This window comes from Aquincola tertiaricarbonis, from assembly GCF_023573145.1.
Classification (GTDB): domain Bacteria; phylum Pseudomonadota; class Gammaproteobacteria; order Burkholderiales; family Burkholderiaceae_C; genus Aquincola; species Aquincola tertiaricarbonis_B.
The window spans coordinates 1,735,277-1,754,335 of sequence record NZ_CP097635.1; the positions used below are offsets into that span (position 1 = coordinate 1,735,277).

The following is a 19,059-nucleotide window of genomic DNA, read 5'->3' on the forward strand; positions in this document are numbered from 1 at the left end:
TGCTGCAAGATCTGTCTTGAGAGGTGGCTGGAAGCCCGCGGTGGGCATCGACATCGGGACAGCCATGTACGGCGAATTGACGTACACTGACTGCCCAGCTGAAAACGCAACGCCATGGCTGCCACTGCCACCGCCCGCACTGCCCGAGTCGAAGCCCGCATCGCGCCCGATGCGCTGGCCGTCGTTCGCCGTGCCGCGGAGCTGCAGGGCCGCAGCGTCAGCGACTTTCTCGTGGCTGCGGCCTTGAAGGACGCGCAACGCACGATCGAAGACGCTCAGATCATCCGCCTGAGTGTGCAGGACCAGGAGCGCTTTGCCGCCCTGCTGTTGAATCCGCCGCCGCTCGCACCGGCCATGAAGCGCGCTTTGAAGGCCCGCCAGCGCCTGCTCGACGGCGCCAAGTGACCGCGCCGTTCCGCCTGGAGCCGTTGGCGCCGGGCCATGCGCGAGCTTCTTTTTCGTGCGGCGTGGCGGCGTTGGACCACTACCTGGCCGCCCAGGCCGGACAGGATGTTCGGCGCCGGGTCAGCGCCTGCTATGTAGCCTTGGAGTCGATCTCAGGCGTGGTGGCCGGTTACTACACGCTGGCCGCCGCCGGCGTTGCGTTGACCGAACTGCCGGCGGACTGGGCCAAGCGGCTGCCCCGCTACCCCAGCGTGCCCGTGGCGCGTCTTGGCCGGCTGGCCATCGACCAGCGGTTCCAGGGCAGGCAGCTGGGCAGCGCGTTGTTGGCGGACGCGGCCGTTCGCGCCGCACGTTCCGAGGTGGCGGTGTTCGCGCTGGTCGTCGACGCCAAGGACGACAACGCAGCCCGGTTCTACCGGCACCATGGCTTCGAGCCTTTCGGCGCTCATGGGCGGCAGCTGGTCGTGCCGCTCAAGCGCTTCATCACATCCCGCACAGCTTCCTGAACGGCCCCAGCACCGCCTCGCCACGGAAGGGCTTGACGATCCAGCCGGTGATGCCGATCTCTTTGCCGCGGGCGCGCATGCTGGCGTTGTCCTCGGTGGTCAGCATCACGATGCGCACCGAGGTGTTGCCCAGCTCGGTGCGGATCTTGTCGGCCATGGTCAGGCCGTCCATGTTGGGCATGTTGATGTCGCTGACCACCAGCTTGATGTCCGTGTCTTCCTGCAGCAGCTGCAGGCCGGCGCGGCCGTCGTTGGCCACGGCCACGTCGAAGCCGTTGTGGGTGAGAAAGCTGGAGACGATCTCGCGCATCGTGCTCGAGTCGTCCACCACCAGGATCTGGGCCATTCAGGAAACTCCGTGAATCAGAAGAACTCGAGTTCGCCGGTGGCGGCGGTGCTGTTGCCGGCCGAGAACTCGACGAAGGCTTCCGGCACGAACAGGAGGTTGAAGATGAAGCGCTGCACGATGGTCACCGGCGGCTGGCGCGGTCGGCGCGGATCGGTCAGCAAGTAGCGGATGCACAGCTGCGGGTCCTGCGAGCCGAAGGAGATGTACTTCTGCTCGTGGTTGATGACGATGGGCACCTGCGTCTGCTGGTTGGCAAAGGCCTCGGGCGGGATGTAGCGGTTCTTGAACGCGCCCCACACCAGGTTGGTGGTTTCGCCCAGCAGGTTGTTCAGTTCGCGGAAGCCCAGGTCGCCGCCCACGCCTTCATAGCCCATGCCCTGGGCCATGCCCTGGCGCAGCGCGCCTTCTTCGGTCTGCAGCATCATGTAGCCGCGGCACCAGGTGCTTTCCAGCGCGATGAGGGTGGACACCTGGCCGTAGATGATGCGGTCGTGCACCACGTAGGGCGGCTCGGCCACCACCTCGGCATTCGGGAACATCGAGCGGATGGCGTTGCAGCTCAGCTCCACCACGCCGCCCACCAGCGTGGTGGGGTAGCGCAGCCCGAACAGGCTGTGGTCGATGTGCTCGCGCAGCGCCGCCATGTCGCCGCTGGGCCAGGGGTGGGTGACGGCACGTGCCTCGTCGTCGCTCAGTGGCCGGTTGCTGGTGCGGCGCAGGAAGATGGGCAGCTCGGGCCGCTGGCGGTGCAGGGCCAGGGCCAGCGGCAGGCTGTCGCTGCCGTCCTCGTGCAGGTCCTCGGCCAGCAGCACGCCGCCCAGGTCCTTGTGCTGTTTCAGCGCGTCCAGCGCATCGGCTGCCGCCCGCGGCACCGTGATCAGGCCCAGCTGTTCGCAGAATTCCAGCAGGCTGCTGTAGTGCACGGGGTCGTGTTCCAGCAACAGCACCTTGGCGGCCAGGAAGGTCGTCTCGCTCATCGTGTACCTCTAGGGGGAGTGACAGCGCGGCGCCTGCGAGGGGCCCGCCTGATGCCTTATCGGCCACACGGCCGCGCACTGAAACCCCTGCGCAGCGCATCGTGTGTCGGCCGTCACTCGCCTGAACAGGTGGTGCGTTCCGCCCGGCGGCGTCAACGGCCTGTGCGAACATCCCGCCCCTTTCCCGTGCCGTCCTTCACGCGCGCCCTTGGCGGCTCCTGGCCGGCCGCCACGCCCGTCCTGTGCCTTCATGTCCCGTTCCGCTTCCGCCAGCCCGGCCATCGACCTGGCCAAGGTGCTTGCCGCGCACCTGATCCTGTTCCACCACCTGTTCCTGTACGGCCCGGTGCCCCAGGGCCCGCTCGGGGTGGTCGCGGCCGACGGCCGCCTGGCGGTGCAGGTGTTCCTGGTGATCGGCGGCTACCTGGGCGCCGCCTCGATGCTGGGCCGGCTGCACAAGCCGGCCGGCGCCCCGTTGCTGCAGCAGGCCTGGCAGCTCATCGTGCAGCGGGCGCGTCGGCTGCTGCCCACCTACTGGCTGGCTGCGTTTGCGATGCTGGCGGTGCTGGGCTGGCTGCGTTGGGGCCCGCTGCCGGCCGAGCTGCCGGTGGACGTGGACCCACAGGCGCTGGACCTGCCCCAGGTGGCGGCCAACCTGCTGCTGCTGCAGGACGTGCTGGGCCAGGACGGCCTGTCGGCCGGCTTCTGGTACGTGGCCATCGACCTGCAGCTCTACATCGGCCTGGTGCTGCTGGCCATGCTGTGCCGCGCGCTGCCGCTGTCGCTGCGCGGCCGGCTGGCGGTGTTCGGCGGGCTGACGCTGGGCATCAGCCTGCTGTCGCTGCTGTGGTGGAACCTGGATGCCGGGCTGGACGCCTGGGCGCCGTACTTCGCCGGCTCGTATGCGCTGGGCATGCTGGCCTGCGTGCTGCGGCGCGGCGCGCGCGTGCCCACGCCGCTGGCGCTGGGGGTGGTGGGTGCCATCGGCCTGCTGGCGCTGGTGCTGGCCTGGCGTTCCCGCATCGCGGTGGCCACGCTCACCGCGATGGCCTTGTGTGCCCACGGTCTGCTGGATGTCTGGCTGCAGCGCCTGCCGGCGCGTGCGCTGCGGGCGCTGCGCGAGCTGGCCGCGGCCAGCTACCCGATGTTCCTGCTGCACTACCCGCTGCTGGTGCTGGTGTGCGCCAGCGTGGCGGGTCTCACTGACGAGCCGCTGCTGCTGGCCGGCGCGGTGCTGGCCTGCTGGCCGCTGAGCGTGGGCCTGGGCCTGCTGGTGCAGCGCTGGATGGACGCGCCGCGGCCGCTGCCGCTGCGCGCGGCTTCAGCCGCCGCCTGAAGCGTCTTCGGGGGCGGCCAGGTCGAACAGGCTGGTCGCTTCCAGGTCCAGCACCTGCGTGCCTTGCTGGTTGTGCAGCTGCCAGCGCCAGCGCAGGATGCCCAGCCCCGGCTGGCTGCGTGAGCGGCGGGTCTCGATCACCGTGGCCCGCAGCCGCAGCGAGTCGCCCGGCCGCACCGGGGCCGGCCACTTCACGTACTGCAGCCCGGGCGAGGCATAAGACTCCGAGCTGGCCAGCGCCGCTTCAGTGACCAGCCGCATCGCGATGCCGCAGGTGTGCCAGCCGCTGGCGATCAGCCCGCCGAAGCGGCCACGTGCGGCAGCGGCCGGGTCGGTGTGGAACCACTGCGGGTCCCAGGCGCCGGCGAACTGCAGCACCTCGGCCTGCGTCACGGCGTACGGCCCGGCCTCGATCACCTGGCCGGGCCGGAAGTCGGCGAACTTCAATACGTCTCCAGGTGCAGCCGCCCTTCGGCCTTGAGCACCGGGCCCAGCGTGTCCCAGGGCAGGCCGGCCTGCTCGGCCACGTCGCGCAGGGCCAGCACCACGCCTTCCTCCATGCTCTTCAGGCCGCACACGTAAAAGTGGGTGTGGCTGTCCTTCAGCAGCGCGGCCAGGTCGGCGGCGCGTTCGCGCATCAGGTCCTGCACGTAGCGGCGGGGCTGGTCGGGCTGGCGCGAGAAGGCCAGGTTGATGTCGATGAAGTCCTTGGGCAGGGTTTGCAGCGGCCCGAAGTAGGGCAGCTCCTGCGGCGTGCGGGCACCGAAGAACAGCATCAGCTTCCCGCCCTCGAAACGGCCGCTCTTGCGCAGCCGGCGCCGCCACTCGGTCATCGCCCGCATCGGCGCGCTGCCGGTGCCGGTGCAGATCATCACGATGTGCGAGCGCGGATGGTTGGGCATCAGGAAGCTGTGGCCGAAGGGCCCCACCACCTGCACCGTGTCGCCCACCTTCAGGTCGCACACGTAGTTGGACGCCACGCCGCGCACCGGCCGGCCCTGGTGGTCCTCGGTCACGCGTTTGACGGTCAGCGCCACGTTGTTGTAGCCCGGCCGCTCGCCGTTGCGTGGGCTGGCCACGCTGTACTGGCGCGCCACGTGCGGCTTGCCGTTCGCATCCACCCCGGGCGGGATGATGCCGATGCTCTGCCCTTCCAGCACCGGGAACGGCATGCTCCCGAAGTCCAGCACCACGTGGTGGGTCTCGCTGGCAAAGCCGCTCTCGGTGCAGTTGATGTTGCCCACCACGGTGGCGGTGGTGGGCTTCTTCGGCGGGTACAGGTTGGTGTACGCATGCGCGGCCGACCACGGCGGCGTGGTGGCGCCGTAGGCCGCGCTGTTGAACGGTGCTTCGGCCAGCGTGGCCGCGGCAGCGGCCGGCGCCTGGGCCAGCACCGGCACCGCCGCTTCGGCCTGCGCGTCGGTCGCCACGCCGGCCTCGGCCAGCTGCTCGGGCGTCAGCTCGGGCGGCAGCTCGTCCCACAGCAACTGCTCCTCGACCGGGTAGGCGCGCGTGGCGGGCATCGTGCGCCAGTTGTCGATGGAGCCGGTGGGGCAGGGCGAGATGCAGGCCATGCAGCCGTTGCACACGTCGGCCTTGACCACGTAGTTGCGGTCATCGTGGGTGATCGCCCCGATCGGGCAGGTGGCCTCGCAGGTGTTGCACCGGATGCAGATCTCCGGATCGATCAGGTGCTGCCGGATCACGGCAGCTTCAGTCATCGCATTCATGGCAAAGCAACTCCGTCTGCAGGCGCGCGGCCCCGTTCAAGCAGCCGCCGCGGAACCGGCTTTGGCGGGCCGCTGGCGGCGCCCCCTTGAGGGGGAGCGGGCTTGCCCGCTCGGGGGTGGGCTAGTTAAAGCGGACGTATTCGAAGTCGACCGGCTGGCGGTTGATGCCCATGACGGGCGGGCTGATCCAGTTGGCGAACTTGCCCGGCTCCACCACGCGGCCCATCAGGCTGGCGACGAAGGCGCGGTCTTCGGCGGTGGGCAGCCACTCGGCCTGGCGGGCCTGCCATTCGGCTTCGCTCACCACCTGGCCTTCGGGCGAGAGCTTCAGGCCGGCCAGCGCGCCGATCTGGCGGTTGAAGGCCTTGTGCGGCACCGACAGGCGCAACGGGATGCCCGCCTTCTCGATCACCTTGTTCCAGCGGTTCACGCCGGCCACCGAGTCCTTGATGAAGTCGTCGCGCAGCACTTCGTTCAGCGCGTTGAGCATCGGCACTTCCTTGTCCACCAGCTGGCCGTTCTGCACCTCCAGCACGCGGTAGCTCTGGCCCTTGAGCAGGTGGTCGTCGTCGCGCTTGCCTTCTTCGTAGCGGCCCTTCAGGCCCGAGCTGTAGAAGGTGGCGGCGTTGCTCGACTGGTCGGCACCGAAGAGGTCGATGGTGACCGAGTAGTGGAAGTTGAGGTAGCGCTGGATGGTGGGCAGGTCGATGGCGCCGGCCGCGCGCACCTTCTGCACGTCGTCGGTCTTCAGCTCGTTCATCACCTGGCAGGTGCGGGCGATGACGCGCGAGACGCCGCTTTCGCCCACGAACATGTGGTGCGCCTCTTCCGTCAGCATGAACTTGGTGGTGCGGGCCAGCGGATCGAAGGCGCTTTCCGACAGAGCGGCCAGCTGGAACTTGCCGTCGCGGTCGGTGAAGTAGGTGAACATGAAGAAGCTCAGCCAGTCCGGCGTCTTCTCGTTGAACGCACCCAGGATGCGCGGGTTGTTCTCGTCGCCCGACTGGCGCTGCAGCAGGGCCTCGGCCTCTTCGCGGCCGTCGCGGCCGAAGTGCTTGTGCAGCAGGTACACCATGGCCCACAGGTGGCGGCCTTCTTCCACGTTGATCTGGAAGAGGTTGCGCAGGTCGTACATGCTGGGCGCGGTCAGGCCCAGGTGGCGCTGCTGTTCCACACTGGCCGGCTCGGTGTCGCCCTGGGTGACGATGATGCGGCGCAGGTTGGCGCGGTGTTCGCCGGGCACGTCGGTCCAGGCCTTCTCGCCCTTGTGGTCGCCGAAGTGGATCTGGCGGTTGGCGTCGCCGGGGTTCAGGAAGATGCCCCAGCGGTAGTCGCGCATCTTCACGTGGCCGAACTGGGCCCAGCCTTGCGGGTCGACGCTGACGGCGGTGCGCAGGTACACCTCGAAGTCGGTGGACCCTTCGGGACCGACGTCGTCCCACCACTGGATGAAGTTGGGCTGCCAGCCTTCCAGCGCGCGCTGCAGGGTGCGGTCGTCGCTCAGGTTGACGTTGTTGGGAATCTTCTGGGCGTAGTCGATGGTGCTCATGTCCGTGTCCTCATCAAACGCGATTCAGGTCGAAGGCGGCCTTCTCACCCTTGCCGTACACCTTCAGGGCGCCCTTGTCGCCAACGGCGTTGGGGCGGTTGAAGATCCAGTTCTGCCAGGCCGTCAGGCGGCCGAACACGCGGGTGACCATGTTTTCCTTGCCGCAGAAGCGCAGGTTGGCTTCCAGACCGGTCAAGGCATCGGGCGACATGGCCGCGCGCTCTTCGATGGCGATGCGGATCTCGTCGTCCCAGTCGATGTCGTCGGGCGCGGCCGTCACCAGGCCCAGCTGCAGCGCCTCATCGGCGTCCAGCGCGCGGCCGAGGGTGGCGCGGGCGGCGTCCAGCGCGGGCGCTTCTTCATGGAAGCGGCGGGCCAGGCGGCTCTGGTCGGTCACCAGCGGCAGCGGACCGAAGTTCAGCTCGTCCAGCTGCAGCCGCGGGGCGCGCTCAGGCTCGTCGGGCAGGGCCAGCATGTAGCAGCGGTCGGCCGCGAAAGCCAGCTCGGCCAGCAGGCCGGCGAAGCAGGAGCCCGGCTCCACCAGCGCGAACAGGCTGCGCGACGACACGTCCAGCCGCGCGAAGGTGCGGCGCAGCAGACCCAGCGTTTCACGCACCAGCCAGTGGTCCTGGTGCTGCAGCAGCAGCGCATCCACCGCCAGCACCGCGGCGGCGTCGCCTTCGGTCTTCAGCAGCCAGGTGCCCACGTCCAGCTCGTTGGTGCGCAGCGAGAGGATGGCGTCGTCCAGCTGGCGGGCCATGGCCAGCGGCCACCAGGCGGCGCCTGCGGCTTCGATGGCCGCCACGTCGGTGGGTTGCGTGCCGGTGGGCGCCTTCACCGTCAGCGTCGCGGTGCGGCGCTCGCGGTCGATCTGCACCTGCACATGTTCATAGCGCAGGCTGTCGGGGCCGTCTTCACGCTCGATGCGCGGCAGTTGGACGCCGGCAGTGCCCGGGCCGGGGCGGCGGCTGCCAGCAGCCAGCTTTGAAGCACGCTCCTGCACCGTGGCGGCGAACTGCGCGGGCTTGGCCACTGCGTCCACCAGGCGCCATTCCACCGCGCGCTGGCCGCGCACACCTTCCACGCTGGTGCAGAAGATGTCGGCCAGGTCGTGACGCACCTTGCGCTTGTCGGTCACACGGGTCAGGCCGCCCGTGCCGGGCAGCACGCCCAGCAGCGGCACTTCGGGCAGGCTGACGGCGCTGCTGCGGTCGTCCACCAGCACGATGTCGTCGCAGGCCAGGGCCAGCTCGTAGCCGCCACCGGCGCAGGCGCCGTTGACCGCGGCCACGAACTTCAGGCCTTCATGCTTCGAAGAGTCTTCGATGCCGTTGCGGGTCTCGTTGGTGAACTTGCAGAAGTTCACCTTCCACGCATGGCTGCTGACACCCAGCATGAAGATGTTGGCGCCCGAGCAGAAGATGCGGTCCTTGGCGCTGGTGACGATGACCGTCTGCACCTCGGGGTGCTCGAAGCGCACGCGGTTCAGCGCGTCGTGCAGCTCGATGTCCACGCCCAGGTCGTAGCTGTTGAGCTTGAGCTTGTAGCCGGGGCGGATGCCGCCGTCTTCCGCGATATCCAGCGACAGCCGGGCGATGGCGCCGTCGGTGCTGAGGGACCAGTGCCGGTACTGGCCCGGCTCGGTGCGGTAATCGACGCGGGGCGCCGAGATCGGGGTGTCGCTCATGCGGGTCTCCTGTCGGTGGAAGCAGGGTGCTTCTTTGTGACGCGATGGAATGCAGCATAGTGCCTGCACTATCGTGCGTCAAGAACAGGATAATGCAATAAAGTGCATTCGCGGGTTTGTCCCAAGGCTGCGGCGCGCGGCGCCGGCAGCGTCGCTCAGGTTTCTAGCGCCAACACCTCGCGCGCCAGCGCGCGCAGCTGCGCGAAGCTGGCCTCCAGCGTCTGCCCGCTGGTGTCCAGCGTCAGGTCGGCCTTGCTGTAGAAGGCGGCGCGTCCGGCCAGGATGCGGCGCAGGTCTTCCATCGCCTCCTTGCTGGCGGCCATCGGACGCAGGTCGCCCTGCGCGGCCACCCGGCCCATGTGCTCCTCGGGCGAGGCCTGCAGCCAGATGGTGGTGCAGTGCGCCAGCAGCAGATTGAAGGTGGCGGGGTCGCTCACGATGCCGCCCGGCGTGGCGATCACCACGTCGGCATAGATCTGCACGGTTTCCTCCAGCGCCCGGCGCTCGTAGCGGCGGTAGGCGGCGGTGCCGTAGAGGTCGTGGATCTCGCGGATGCTGCAGCCGGCCACCTTCTCGATCTCGCGGCTCAGCTCCACGAAGGGCAGGTCCAGGTCTTCGGCCAGCAGCTGGCCCAGCGTGGACTTGCCGGCGCCGCGCAGGCCCACCAGCGCGATGCGGCCGCCGCGGGCGCGGTCGCCACCCGGCTGCCCCAGCAGCTCGGTCAGCGCGATGCGGGCGCGCCGCAGCTCCACCTCGTTGCGGTGCTCCAGCAGCTCACGGATCAGCAGCCACTCCGGGCTGCTGGTGGTCACATCGCCCAGCAGCTCGGCCAGCGGGCACTGCAGCGCACTGGCCACCTGCTGCAGCACCAGGATCGACGCATTGCCGATGCCGTATTCGAGGTTGGCGAAATGCCGCTCCGACACATCGGCCGCCAGCGCCGCCTGCTTGCGCGTGAGGCCGCGCCGCGCGCGCAACGTGCGCACCCGCTCGCCCAGGGCCAGCAGCAGCGGGTTTTTGGCCTCCTCGGCGCCCTCGGCGGCTGCCATCGTCGTGCCTTCAGCCCTGTGGTTCATGTTTTTGGTTCTCGTGTTCCGCGCTAGGGGTTATCACTGGAAGTGCACTATATTGCTTGACGCTGCACTGCCCCGTCGCTATCTTTCCCTCACAGGCAAGATACTTCATCGGGCCTGACGCATCAAGCCAGCTTGTACTGGGTCGGAGCCAGCAGCATGTCGCAAGCCCTATTTCACCAACGCATCGCGCAGGTGGCGCAGCACATCGCGGGCCGGCCGCTCGACGACGCGCTGGCCCTATGGTTGAACACCGAGCTGGGCGCCGACAGCGACACCTACCGCCAGCTCAAGCAGCTGTGCCTGCAAGGCGTGGCCGAAGGCTGGCTGTGCCACCGTGAGCGCGGCGGCATCCGCTACGGCCGTGTGTTCGCGGCGACCGATCCGGCGCTGCACGGCTTTTCGGTGGACGTGGTGGACATGCAGGACATCGCCGGCCCCCACCACGTGCATCCGCTGGGCGAGGTTGACCTGATCATGCCGCTGGAAGGTGAGGCCCGCTTCGACGGTCACCCCGCCGGCTGGTGCGTGTACCCGCCCGGCAGCGCGCACCCGCCCACCGTCAGCGGTGGCCGTGCGCTGGTGCTGTACCTGCTGCCTCAAGGGCAGATCGAATTCACGCCCGCCGCGGCGCATGCCTGAAGGAAAGCCGGTGACCGAATTGCTCCTGAATCACCTGGCTGGCCGCTGGCAGGCCGGCCACGGCGAAGGCACGCCGCTGTTCGACCCCGTGCTGGGCGACGAGCTGGTGCGCGTGAGCGCCGAAGGGCTGGACCTGGCCGAAGGCTTCGCCTTTGCGCGCCACACCGGCGGTGCTGCGTTGCGGGCCCTGACTTACGGCCAGCGCGCCGCGCTGCTGCAGCAGGTGGTGCAGGTGCTGCAGGCCCACCGGGCCGAGTACGAGGCCATCTCCATCGCCAACAGCGGCACGGTGAAGGCCGACACCGCCGTGGACGTGGACGGCGCCCTCTTCACGCTGGGACAGTACGCGCGCTGGGGTGCTGCGCTGAGCGATGCCAACCATCTGCGCGATGGCGAGGCGGTGAAGCTGGGCAAGGAGCCCCTCTTCCAGTCGCAGCATGTGCAGGTGCCCACGCCTGGCGTGGCCTTGTTCATCAATGCCTTCAACTTCCCGGCCTGGGGCTTGTGGGAAAAGGCGGCGCCCGCGCTGCTGTCCGGCGTGCCGGTCATCGTCAAGCCGGCCACGGCCACCGCCTGGCTCACGCAGCGCATGGTGCATGACGTGATCGAGGCCGGCGTGCTGCCGCCGGGGGCGCTCAACATCGTGTGCGGCAGCTCGGCCGGTCTGCTGGACGCGCTGCAGCCCTTCGACGTGCTGTCCTTCACCGGCTCGGCCGACACCGCGGCGCTGATCCGCGGCCATGCGGCCGTGGCCCGGCATTCGGTGCGCGTCAACATCGAAGCCGACAGCCTGAACAGCGCCTTGCTGCTGCCCGAGGCCACGCCCGGCAGCCCCGCCTTCGACCTGCTGGTGCGCGAGGTGGTGCGCGAGATGACGGTCAAGGCCGGCCAGAAGTGCACCGCCATTCGCCGCATCTTCGTGCCGCAGGCGGTGTGGGGCGCGGCGGCCGAGGCCATCGGCGCCAAGCTGGCCAAGGTGAGCGTGGGCAACCCCCGCAACGAAGCCGTGCGCATGGGCGCGCTGGTGAGCCGCGCACAGCATGCCAGCGTGCTGCAGGGCATGGATCACTTGTCTAGTCAAGCGCGTGTGCTGCACGACGGTCGCCGCACCGCGCTGGTGGACGCCGACCCCGCCGTGGCCGCCTGCGTGAGCCCGGTGCTGCTGGGCGTGGACTCACCCGAAGCGGCCGAAGCCGCCGATCGCGTGCACGACACCGAGGTCTTCGGCCCGGTGGCCACGCTGCTGCCCTACCGCGACCTGGCGCAGGCGCAGGCCCTGGTGCAACGCGGCCAGGGCTCGCTGGTGGCCTCGGTCTATGGTGAAGACGCGGCTGCGCTGGCCGGCACCGCGCTGGCGCTGGCCGCCAGCCATGGCCGCGTGCACGTCGTCAGCCCCGATGTGGCCACGGCCCACAGTGGCCACGGCAACGTGATGCCGCAGTCGCTGCACGGCGGCCCCGGCCGTGCCGGCGGCGGCCAGGAGCTGGGTGGCCTGCGGGCGCTGGACTTCTACCACCGCCGCGCGGCCATCCAGGCCGCCGGGCCGGTTTTGGCCGCGCTGCAACCCCAGGGCTGAACGCCATGGGCCGCCGAGAAGACATCCCCGTGCGAGGAGACATCGCCATGACTTTGCCCGCCACCTTCAACTTTGCGCAGCACCTGCTGGACAGCAATGCCGCGCGCGCCGACAAGACGGCCTACATCGACGACCACGGCGTGCTGAGCTATGGCGCGCTGGGCGAGCAGGTGCGGCGCATGTCGGCCGCGCTGCAGGCACTGGGCCTGCGGCGCGAAGAACGGGTGCTGCTGCTGATGCACGACACCACGCATTGGCCGGTGAGCTTTCTCGGGGGCCTGCATGCCGGCGTGGTGCCAGTGGCGGTGAACACGCTGCTCACCGCGGCCGACTATGCCTACATGCTGGCCAACAGCCGCGCCCAGGCGGCGCTGGTGTCGGCCGCGCTGCTGCCGGTGCTGGAAGCGGCCCTGGCCCAGGGCGAGCATGAGCTGCGGCACATCGTGGTTTCGCACCCCGAAGCGCCGTTGCCGGCGGAGCTGCACGGCGCCCGCGTGCACGACCTGGCCGCGCTGATGGCGCGCCATGAACCCGCCGCGCGGCCCGCGCCCACCGGGCCGGACGAGCCCGGCTTCTGGCTGTATTCGTCGGGTTCCACCGGCAAGCCCAAGGGCACGGTGCACACCCATGGCAACCCGTTCTGGACGGCCGAGCTGTACGGCAAGCCGGTGCTGGGGCTGACCGAAGACGACGTCTGCTTCTCGGCGGCCAAGCTGTACTTCGCCTATGGCCTGGGCAATGCGCTGACCTTTCCGCTGAGCGTGGGTGCCAGCGTGGTGCTGATGGCCGAGCGGCCCACGCCGGCCGCCACCTTCCGCCGCTGGACCGGCAGCACCCCGGCGCAGGCCGGCGTGCGGCCCACGGTGTTCTTCGGCGCGCCCACCGGCTTTGCCGGCATGCTGGCCTCGCCCGAGCTGCCGGGCATCGAGTCGGTGGCGCTGCGCATGTGCTCGTCGGCGGGCGAGGCCTTGCCCGCCGAAATCGGCCAGCGCTTCAAGCAGCACTACGGCTGCGAGATCATCGACGGCATCGGCTCCACCGAGATGCTGCACATCTTCCTGAGCAACCGGCCGGGCGACGTGCGCTACGGCACCACCGGCCGACCGGTGGAGGGCTACGAGATCGAGCTGCGCGGCGACGACGGTCGCCCGGTGCCCGATGGCGAGGTGGGCGACCTTTACATCCGTGGGCCCAGCGCCGCGCTGATGTACTGGGGCAACCGCGACAAGAGCCGCGAGACCTTCCAGGGCGGCTGGACCAAGAGCGGCGACAAGTACAGCCGCGATGCCGACGGCTACTACACCTATGCTGGCCGCAGCGACGACATGCTCAAGGTCAGCGGCATCTACGTCTCGCCCTTCGAGGTGGAAGCCACGCTGATGCAGCACCCCGCGGTGCTGGAGAGCGCCGTCATCGGCAAGCAGGACGCCGAGGGCCTGACCAAGACCAAGGCCTTCGTGGTGCTCAAGCCCGGCCAGCAGGTGACGGAAGCCGAGTTGAAGGCCTTCGTCAAGGACCGGCTGGCGCCCTACAAGTACCCGCGCTTCATCGAGTTCGTCGACGAGCTGCCCAAGACCGCCACCGGCAAGATCCAGCGCTTCCGCCTGCGCGAGCGCGAGCAGCAGGGCTGACACGTGGCGGCCAGCGCTTTCGTCGAGCTGCCCTGGCAGGGCCGCACCGTGCGCATCGAGCACCAGTGGGTGGGTACCGACCGCGCCGATGCGCCGCTGGTGGTCTTCCTGCACGAGGGCCTGGGCTCGGTGGCGATGTGGAAGGACTTCCCGCAGCGGTTGTGCGCAGCCGCGGGCCTGCGCGGGCTGGTGTATTCGCGGCCCGGCTACGGCCGTTCCACGCCGCGGCCGGCCGATGAACGCTGGGCGCCCGACTTCATGCACCGCCAGGCCCATGAGCTGCTGCCGGCGCTGCTGGCGGCGCTGCACATCGACACCACGCGGCAGCCGCCCTGGCTCTTCGGCCACAGCGACGGCGGTTCCATCACGCTGCTGCATGCGGCCCGCCACCCGGTGGCCGGCGCCATCGTGATGGCACCGCACCTGTTCGTGGAAGACGTGTCGGTGGCCAGCATCGAGGTGGCCCGGCAGGCCTACCTGACCACCGACCTGCCGCAGAAGCTGGGCCGTTACCACGACGATGCCGACTCCGCCTTCTGGGGCTGGAACCGCATCTGGCTGGACCCGGCCTTCCGCACCTGGAACATCGAAGCCGAGGTGGCGCAGATCACCGCGCCGGTGCTGGCCATCCAGGGTGTCGACGACGAGTACGGCACGCTCGACCAGATCCGTGCCATCCGCCGGCAGCTGCCGGCCACGCAGCTGCTGGAGCTGCCCGCCTGCGGTCATTCGCCGCACCGTGACCAGCCCGAGGCCGTCATCGAAGCGGCCCACGCCTTTTTCTCACACCACCGCCACCACAACGCAAGGGGACAAGCATGATCCGTAAGACCGCATTCGCCATTCCGGCGCTGGCTGCTTCGCTGCTGCTGGCTTCACCGCTGGCGCAGGCCCAGTCCGGCAAGCTCAAGGTGGGGCTGATGCTGCCCTACAGCGGCACCTTCACCGCGCTGGGCGTGGCCATCGAGAACGGCTTCAAGCTGTACGTGGACGAGCAGGGCGGCAAGCTGGGCGGCCGCGAGGTGGAGTTCTTCAAGGTGGACGACGAGAGCGACCCCGCCAAGGCCACCGACAACGTCAACAAGCTCATCAAGCGCGACAACGTGGACGTGCTGGTGGGCACGGTACACAGCGGCGTGGCCATGGCCATGGCGCGCGCCGCCAAGGAAAGCGGCACCATCCTGGTCGTGCCCAATGCCGGCTCCGATGCGGTCACCGGCCCGATGTGCGCGCAGAACATCTTCCGCAGCTCGTTCTCCAACTGGCAGTCCAGCTATGGCATGGGCACGGTGGCGGCCAAGCAGGAAAAGAAGAAGACCGCGATGACCATCACCTGGAAGTACGCGGCCGGTGAGGAGATGACCAATGCCTTCAAGGAAGGCTTCGAGAAGGAAGGCGGCAAGGTCACCAAGCAGCTGACGCTGCCCTTCCCGAACGTGGAGTTCCAGGCGCTGCTCACCGAGATCGCGGCGGCCAAGCCCGATGCGGTGTTCGCCTTCTTCGCGGGCGGCGGCGCGGTGAAGTTCGTCAAGGACTATGCGGCTGCGGGCCTCAACAAGACCATTCCGCTGTACGGCTCGGGCTTTCTCACCGACGGCACGCTGGAAGCGCAGGGTGATGCTGCGCAGGGCGTGCTGACCACGCTGCACTATGCCGACGGCCTGAACACGCCGCGCGACAACAACTTCCGCCTGGCCTATGCCAAGCAGTTCAAGCTGCAGCCCGACGTGTACGCGGTGCAGGGCTACGACGCCGCGCAGATGCTGGCCACCGGCCTGGCGGCGGTCAAGGGCGACATCAGCAAGAAGGCCGAGTTCGCGGCCGCGCTGGAGAAGGCCCGCATCGACAGCCCGCGCGGCCCCTTCACGCTGTCCCGCTCGCACAACCCGGTGCAGGACATCTACCTGCGCAAGGTGGAGGGCAAGGAGAACAAGGTGGTGGGCATCGCGAGCAAGTCGCTCAGCGACCCGGCCCGCGGCTGCAGGTTGTAGACCACCCCCGGAGCGCCTTCCGGCGCTCCCCCTCAAGGGGGGGCCACCGACGGACCGGCAGAGCCGGATCCGTGGTGGCCGCTTGATCAAGGCGCAACGCTGCGGCGGCCGGCGCTTGGAGATGACTGATGGACTTAGCGACCTTTCTGGTGCAGTGCCTGAACGCCGTGCAGTACGGCCTGCTGCTGTTCCTGCTGGCCTCGGGGCTGACGCTGATCTTCGGGATCATGGGCGTCATCAACCTGGCCCATGGCAGCTTCTACATGCTGGGCGCCTACATGGCGTTTGCGCTGAGCCCGCTGTTCGGCGACCAGTTCCTGGTGATGCTGGCGGTGGGCATCGTGCTGGCGGCGGTGTTCGGCTACTTCCTCGAATGGGCCTTCTACAGCTACCTGTACCAGCGTGAACACCTGCAGCAGGTGCTGATGACCTACGGCCTGATTCTGGTGTTCGAGGAGCTGCGCTCCATCCTGGTGGGCAACGACGTGCACGGCGTCAAGCCGCCGGAGTGGCTGGCCGGCAGCTTCGCGCTGGGCGACGTGATGAGCTACCCCACCTACCGGCTGTTCGCGTCGGCCGCCTGCATCGTGCTGGCCATCGGGCTGTATGCGGTGGTCAACCGCACCCGGCTGGGCATGATGATCCGCGCCGGTGCCAGCAACCGCGACATGGTGCGCGGCCTGGGCATCGACATCCGGCGGCTCTACCGCATCGTGTTCGCGGCCGGCGTGGCGCTGGCCGCGCTGGCCGGCATGATCGCCGCGCCCATGTCCAGCGTGTACCCGGGCATGGGCGGCAGCGTGCTCATCATCTGCTTCGTGGTGGTGGTCATCGGCGGCATCGGCTCCATCACCGGCGCGTTGGTGGCCTCGTTGCTGGTGGGCTTCGTCGACACCTTCGGCAAGGTGTTCTTCGCCGAGTTGAGCGGCATCGGCGTCTACCTGCTGATGGCCGTGGTGCTGATCTGGCGCCCGGAGGGCCTGATGGGCCGCAGAGCGTGAACATGAAACCCGACCTCATCACCCATCCCCCCGCCACCATGGCCGCCACCGCACCCACCCTGCCGCCCGCCGCGCCCAGCCCCGCGGCGTGGAAGCCGATGCTGCCGGCGCTGGGCGTGCTGGCCGCGCTGGCGGCCGTGGCGCCGGTGCTCACGCCCTATCTCACCGACCTGCTGCTGAAGGTGATGATCCTGTCGATCTTCGCGCTCAGCCTGCAGCTCATCGTCGGCATCACCGGCCTCGTCAGCCTGGGCCATGCGGCCTTCTACGGCATCGGCGCCTACGTCACCGTGCTGGCCTCGGGCGATGGCGGCGGCTCCATCGCCACGCTGCTGCCGCTGGCCATGGGGGGCGCGGCGGCCTATGCGCTGTTCGTCGGGCTGCTGGGGCTGCGCACCCGCGGCATCTACTTCATCATGGTCACGCTGGCCTTTGCGCAGATGGCCTACTTCGTGTTCCACGACACCGGCATCGGCGGCGGCAGCGACGGTATCTACCTGTACGTGCGGCCGGCGCTGGGCGCCATCGACCTGGAGAACCGGCGCACGCTGTACTTCGTGGTGCTGGGCGCGCTGGCCTTCACCTACGGCTTGCTGGCGCTGATCCGCCGCTCGCGCTTCGGCGCGGCGCTGGCCGGCATCCGCGTCAACGAGCAGCGCATGCGGGCCGCGGGCTTCAACACCTATCTCTACAAGCTGGCGGCCTTCGTCATCGGCGGCGCGCTGGCCGGGCTGGCAGGCTTTCTGGTGGCTTCGCGGGATGGCGTGGTCAACCCCGAGATGCTGAGCTGGCACACCTCGGGCGACGTGCTGCTGATGATCATCCTGGGGGGGCTGGGCAGCCTGCGGGGTGCGGTCATCGGTGCGGTGGCCTTCACGCTGCTGCGTGAGCTGCTGTCCACCCATGCGCTGGTGGGCCCGCTGGCCGACCATTGGCAGCTCACGCTGGGGCTGGCCATCATCGCTTTCGTGGCGCTGCTGCCCAAGGGCCTGATCGGCCTGATGGACCGGCTGTCGCCGCAATCGGCCAAGGGAGGTGCGTGATGCCCGCCATGCTGCAGGTGGAAGGTCTGAGCCGCCGCTTCGGCGGGCTGCTGGCCGTGAGCGACGTGGCCCTGGACCTGCAGGTGGGCCAGGTGCATGCGGTGATCGGCACCAACGGCGCGGGCAAGTCCACGCTGATCAACATGCTGTCGGGCGAGCTGGCCGCCAGCACCGGGCGCATCCGCTTCGATGGGCAGGACGTCACCGGCTGGTCGCAGCACCGGCGGGCGCGGGCCGGCGTGGGCCGCAGCTACCAGCGCACCACCATCTTCCCGGAGTTCACGGTGCGCGAGAACTGCCGCCTGGCCGCGCAGGCGGCATTCGCGCGGCCCTGGGCGCTGTGGCAGGCGGCCACCGGCTGCGCGCGCAGCAATGCCGCGGCCCAGGCCGCGCTGGAAGCGGCCGGCCTGGCGCATGAGGCCGATCGCATCGCCGGCACCATGAGCCACGGCGCCAAGCGCCAGCTCGAGGTGGCCATGTGCCTGGCCACCGCGCCGCGTGTGCTGCTGCTGGACGAGCCGCTGGCCGGCATGGGCGCCGAAGAAACCGACCGCATGCTGGCGTTGCTGCAACGCCTGAAGGCCACGCATGCGGTGCTGCTGGTGGAGCACGACATGGACGCGGTGTTCCGCATCGCCGACCGCATCACGGTGATGGTCAACGGCTGCGTGATCGCCAGCGGCGACCCCGAACACATCCGCCGCGACCCCGAGGTGCAGACGGCCTACCTGGGGGAGCATTGACGTGCTGAAGATCGAAAGCCTCAACACCTACTACGGCGACAGCCACATCCTGCGCGGCGTGGACGTGCAGGTGCCCGCCGCCACCGCCGTGGGCCTGCTGGGCCGCAACGGCATGGGCAAGACGACGCTCATCCGATCGCTGATGGGCTATGTGAAGCCGGCCTCCGGCCGCGTGCTGGTGGACGGCAAGGACGTGACCGGCTGGGCGCCCGAGAAGATGGCGCGGCTGGGCATCGGCTACGTGCCCGAAGGGCGGGGCATCTTCCCCAATCTGTCGGTGCGCGAGAACCTGGTGATGGCCGAGCGCCCCGGCCTGGACGGCCGCAAGGCCTGGACCTTCGAGCGGGTGATGCACACCTTCCCGCGGCTGGCCGAGCGGCTGGGCCACGGCGGCCAGCAGCTGTCGGGCGGCGAGCAGCAGATGCTGTCCATCGGCCGTGCGCTGATGACCAACCCGCGGCTGATGATCCTGGACGAGGCCACCGAGGGCCTGGCACCGTTGATCGTGGCCGAGATCTGGCGCGTGATCGGCGAGATCCGCGCCACTGGCATCGCCACGCTGATCGTCGACCGCGACTACCGCAAGGTGCTGGGCCATACCGAGCAGGCGGTGGTCATGCAGAAGGGCCGCATCGAGCTGGCCGGCACCTCGGCCGCGCTGGCGGCCGACACCAGCCGACTGGGCGAATTCCTGGGCGTGTGAGCACCCGCGGGTGGCGGGCATGAACCGGCATCCATGCGGCCGGCTACCGCCACCTTGATCAGTGCGCAGCGGTTTACGATTCGAATTCCTCTATTTAGGGGATCGTTCGACGTATTC

Annotated in this window: 19 protein-coding genes; 12 read left to right on the forward strand and 7 right to left on the reverse strand. The window is 69.2% G+C overall.

Annotation, left to right across the window (positions count from 1 at the left end):
* Positions 1 to 114: 114 nt before the first annotated feature.
* Positions 115 to 405, forward strand: coding sequence for a type II toxin-antitoxin system TacA family antitoxin (locus MW290_RS08020; protein WP_250194156.1), 291 nt, complete (start codon positions 115 to 117; stop codon positions 403 to 405).
* Positions 402 to 911, forward strand: a complete 510-nt coding sequence (locus MW290_RS08025; protein ID WP_250194157.1) for a GNAT family N-acetyltransferase — start codon at positions 402 to 404, stop codon at positions 909 to 911. Before MW290_RS08020 ends, MW290_RS08025 begins: the two co-directional genes overlap by 4 nt.
* On the opposite strand, the gene MW290_RS08030 is transcribed toward MW290_RS08025, so the two are convergent.
* Positions 889 to 1,257 carry a response regulator gene (locus tag MW290_RS08030; protein ID WP_250194158.1) on the reverse strand — a complete coding sequence of 123 codons (369 nt, stop codon included), beginning with the start codon at positions 1,255 to 1,257 and terminating at the stop codon, positions 889 to 891. The genes MW290_RS08025 and MW290_RS08030 overlap by 23 nt on opposite strands.
* 17 nt (positions 1,258 to 1,274) lie before the next feature.
* Entirely contained in the window at positions 1,275 to 2,237 is a 963-nt protein-coding gene (locus MW290_RS08035) for a chemotaxis protein CheX (protein ID WP_250194159.1), read from the reverse strand.
* Positions 2,238 to 2,487: 250 nt separating this feature from the next.
* Here MW290_RS08035 and MW290_RS08040 point away from each other — a divergent pair, with 250 nt between their 5' ends.
* Complete coding sequence (locus MW290_RS08040) at positions 2,488 to 3,573, forward strand: acyltransferase family protein (protein ID WP_250194160.1); 1,086 nt, start codon at positions 2,488 to 2,490, stop codon at positions 3,571 to 3,573.
* Here the strand turns inward: MW290_RS08040 and MW290_RS08045 are convergent.
* From MW290_RS08045 to MW290_RS08065, 5 genes are all read right to left on the reverse strand, one after another.
* Positions 3,559 to 4,020, reverse strand: coding sequence for a MaoC family dehydratase (locus tag MW290_RS08045; protein ID WP_250194161.1), 462 nt, complete (start codon positions 4,018 to 4,020; stop codon positions 3,559 to 3,561). The genes MW290_RS08040 and MW290_RS08045 overlap by 15 nt on opposite strands.
* Entirely contained in the window at positions 4,017 to 5,303 is a 1,287-nt protein-coding gene (boxA, locus tag MW290_RS08050; RefSeq protein ID WP_250194162.1) for a benzoyl-CoA 2,3-epoxidase subunit BoxA, read from the reverse strand. Before boxA ends, MW290_RS08045 begins: the two co-directional genes overlap by 4 nt.
* Positions 5,304 to 5,424: 121 nt before the next feature.
* Positions 5,425 to 6,852: a benzoyl-CoA 2,3-epoxidase subunit BoxB gene (boxB, locus tag MW290_RS08055; protein WP_250194163.1), complete on the reverse strand. Its 1,428-nt coding sequence runs from the start codon at positions 6,850 to 6,852 to the stop codon at positions 5,425 to 5,427.
* 13 nt (positions 6,853 to 6,865) lie between these two features.
* Positions 6,866 to 8,539 carry a 2,3-epoxybenzoyl-CoA dihydrolase gene (gene boxC, locus MW290_RS08060; RefSeq protein WP_250194164.1) on the reverse strand — a complete coding sequence of 558 codons (1,674 nt, stop codon included), beginning with the start codon at positions 8,537 to 8,539 and terminating at the stop codon, positions 6,866 to 6,868.
* A gap of 155 nt (positions 8,540 to 8,694) precedes the next feature.
* On the reverse strand, positions 8,695 to 9,615 hold the full coding sequence (locus MW290_RS08065; protein WP_250194165.1) for a helix-turn-helix transcriptional regulator: 921 nt from the start codon (positions 9,613 to 9,615) through the stop codon (positions 8,695 to 8,697).
* A 156-nt stretch (positions 9,616 to 9,771) separates the two neighbouring features.
* On the opposite strand from MW290_RS08065, the gene MW290_RS08070 reads away from it, so the two are divergent.
* From MW290_RS08070 to MW290_RS08110, 9 genes are all read left to right on the forward strand, one after another.
* Positions 9,772 to 10,254, forward strand: coding sequence for a 4-hydroxylaminobenzoate lyase (locus MW290_RS08070; RefSeq protein WP_250194166.1), 483 nt, complete (start codon positions 9,772 to 9,774; stop codon positions 10,252 to 10,254).
* Positions 10,255 to 10,264: 10 nt separating this feature from the next.
* The gene (locus tag MW290_RS08075; RefSeq protein ID WP_250194167.1) at positions 10,265 to 11,830 is read left to right on the forward strand and encodes a 3,4-dehydroadipyl-CoA semialdehyde dehydrogenase; all 1,566 of its coding nucleotides are present in this window, start codon (positions 10,265 to 10,267) and stop codon (positions 11,828 to 11,830) included.
* Positions 11,831 to 11,877: 47 nt separating this feature from the next.
* Positions 11,878 to 13,461: a benzoate-CoA ligase family protein gene (locus MW290_RS08080; RefSeq protein WP_250194168.1), complete on the forward strand. Its 1,584-nt coding sequence runs from the start codon at positions 11,878 to 11,880 to the stop codon at positions 13,459 to 13,461.
* 3 nt (positions 13,462 to 13,464) lie between these two features.
* A complete protein-coding gene (locus tag MW290_RS08085; protein ID WP_250194169.1) occupies positions 13,465 to 14,283 on the forward strand; it encodes an alpha/beta fold hydrolase in 819 nt (272 codons plus the stop codon).
* Entirely contained in the window at positions 14,280 to 15,452 is a 1,173-nt protein-coding gene (locus tag MW290_RS08090) for an ABC transporter substrate-binding protein (protein WP_250194170.1), read from the forward strand. The genes MW290_RS08085 and MW290_RS08090 overlap by 4 nt, the downstream gene beginning before the upstream one ends.
* Positions 15,453 to 15,580: 128 nt before the next feature.
* On the forward strand, positions 15,581 to 16,453 hold the full coding sequence (locus MW290_RS08095; RefSeq protein ID WP_250194171.1) for a branched-chain amino acid ABC transporter permease: 873 nt from the start codon (positions 15,581 to 15,583) through the stop codon (positions 16,451 to 16,453).
* Between the two features lie 2 nt (positions 16,454 to 16,455).
* Positions 16,456 to 17,496, forward strand: coding sequence for a branched-chain amino acid ABC transporter permease (locus tag MW290_RS08100; RefSeq protein ID WP_375142726.1), 1,041 nt, complete (start codon positions 16,456 to 16,458; stop codon positions 17,494 to 17,496).
* On the forward strand, positions 17,496 to 18,239 hold the full coding sequence (locus MW290_RS08105; protein ID WP_250194172.1) for an ABC transporter ATP-binding protein: 744 nt from the start codon (positions 17,496 to 17,498) through the stop codon (positions 18,237 to 18,239). Before MW290_RS08100 ends, MW290_RS08105 begins: the two co-directional genes overlap by 1 nt.
* Before the next feature lies 1 nt (position 18,240).
* On the forward strand, positions 18,241 to 18,942 hold the full coding sequence (locus tag MW290_RS08110) for an ABC transporter ATP-binding protein (RefSeq protein ID WP_250194173.1): 702 nt from the start codon (positions 18,241 to 18,243) through the stop codon (positions 18,940 to 18,942).
* Positions 18,943 to 19,059: the final 117 nt, after the last annotated feature.

Coding starts and splice junctions, on each gene's coding strand:
- MW290_RS08020 (WP_250194156.1), top strand. CDS start 115: ATGGCTGCCACTGCCACCGCCCGCACTGCCCGAGTCGAAGCCCGCATC.
- MW290_RS08030 (WP_250194158.1), bottom strand. CDS start 1,257: ATGGCCCAGATCCTGGTGGTGGACGACTCGAGCACGATGCGCGAGATC.
- MW290_RS08035 (WP_250194159.1), bottom strand. CDS start 2,237: ATGAGCGAGACGACCTTCCTGGCCGCCAAGGTGCTGTTGCTGGAACAC.
- MW290_RS08040 (WP_250194160.1), top strand. CDS start 2,488: ATGTCCCGTTCCGCTTCCGCCAGCCCGGCCATCGACCTGGCCAAGGTG.
- boxA (WP_250194162.1), bottom strand. CDS start 5,303: ATGAATGCGATGACTGAAGCTGCCGTGATCCGGCAGCACCTGATCGAT.
- boxB (WP_250194163.1), bottom strand. CDS start 6,852: ATGAGCACCATCGACTACGCCCAGAAGATTCCCAACAACGTCAACCTG.
- boxC (WP_250194164.1), bottom strand. CDS start 8,539: ATGAGCGACACCCCGATCTCGGCGCCCCGCGTCGATTACCGCACCGAG.
- MW290_RS08065 (WP_250194165.1), bottom strand. CDS start 9,615: ATGAACCACAGGGCTGAAGGCACGACGATGGCAGCCGCCGAGGGCGCC.
- MW290_RS08070 (WP_250194166.1), top strand. CDS start 9,772: ATGTCGCAAGCCCTATTTCACCAACGCATCGCGCAGGTGGCGCAGCAC.
- MW290_RS08080 (WP_250194168.1), top strand. CDS start 11,878: ATGACTTTGCCCGCCACCTTCAACTTTGCGCAGCACCTGCTGGACAGC.
- MW290_RS08090 (WP_250194170.1), top strand. CDS start 14,280: ATGATCCGTAAGACCGCATTCGCCATTCCGGCGCTGGCTGCTTCGCTG.
- MW290_RS08095 (WP_250194171.1), top strand. CDS start 15,581: ATGGACTTAGCGACCTTTCTGGTGCAGTGCCTGAACGCCGTGCAGTAC.
- MW290_RS08100 (WP_375142726.1), top strand. CDS start 16,456: ATGAAACCCGACCTCATCACCCATCCCCCCGCCACCATGGCCGCCACC.
- MW290_RS08105 (WP_250194172.1), top strand. CDS start 17,496: ATGCCCGCCATGCTGCAGGTGGAAGGTCTGAGCCGCCGCTTCGGCGGG.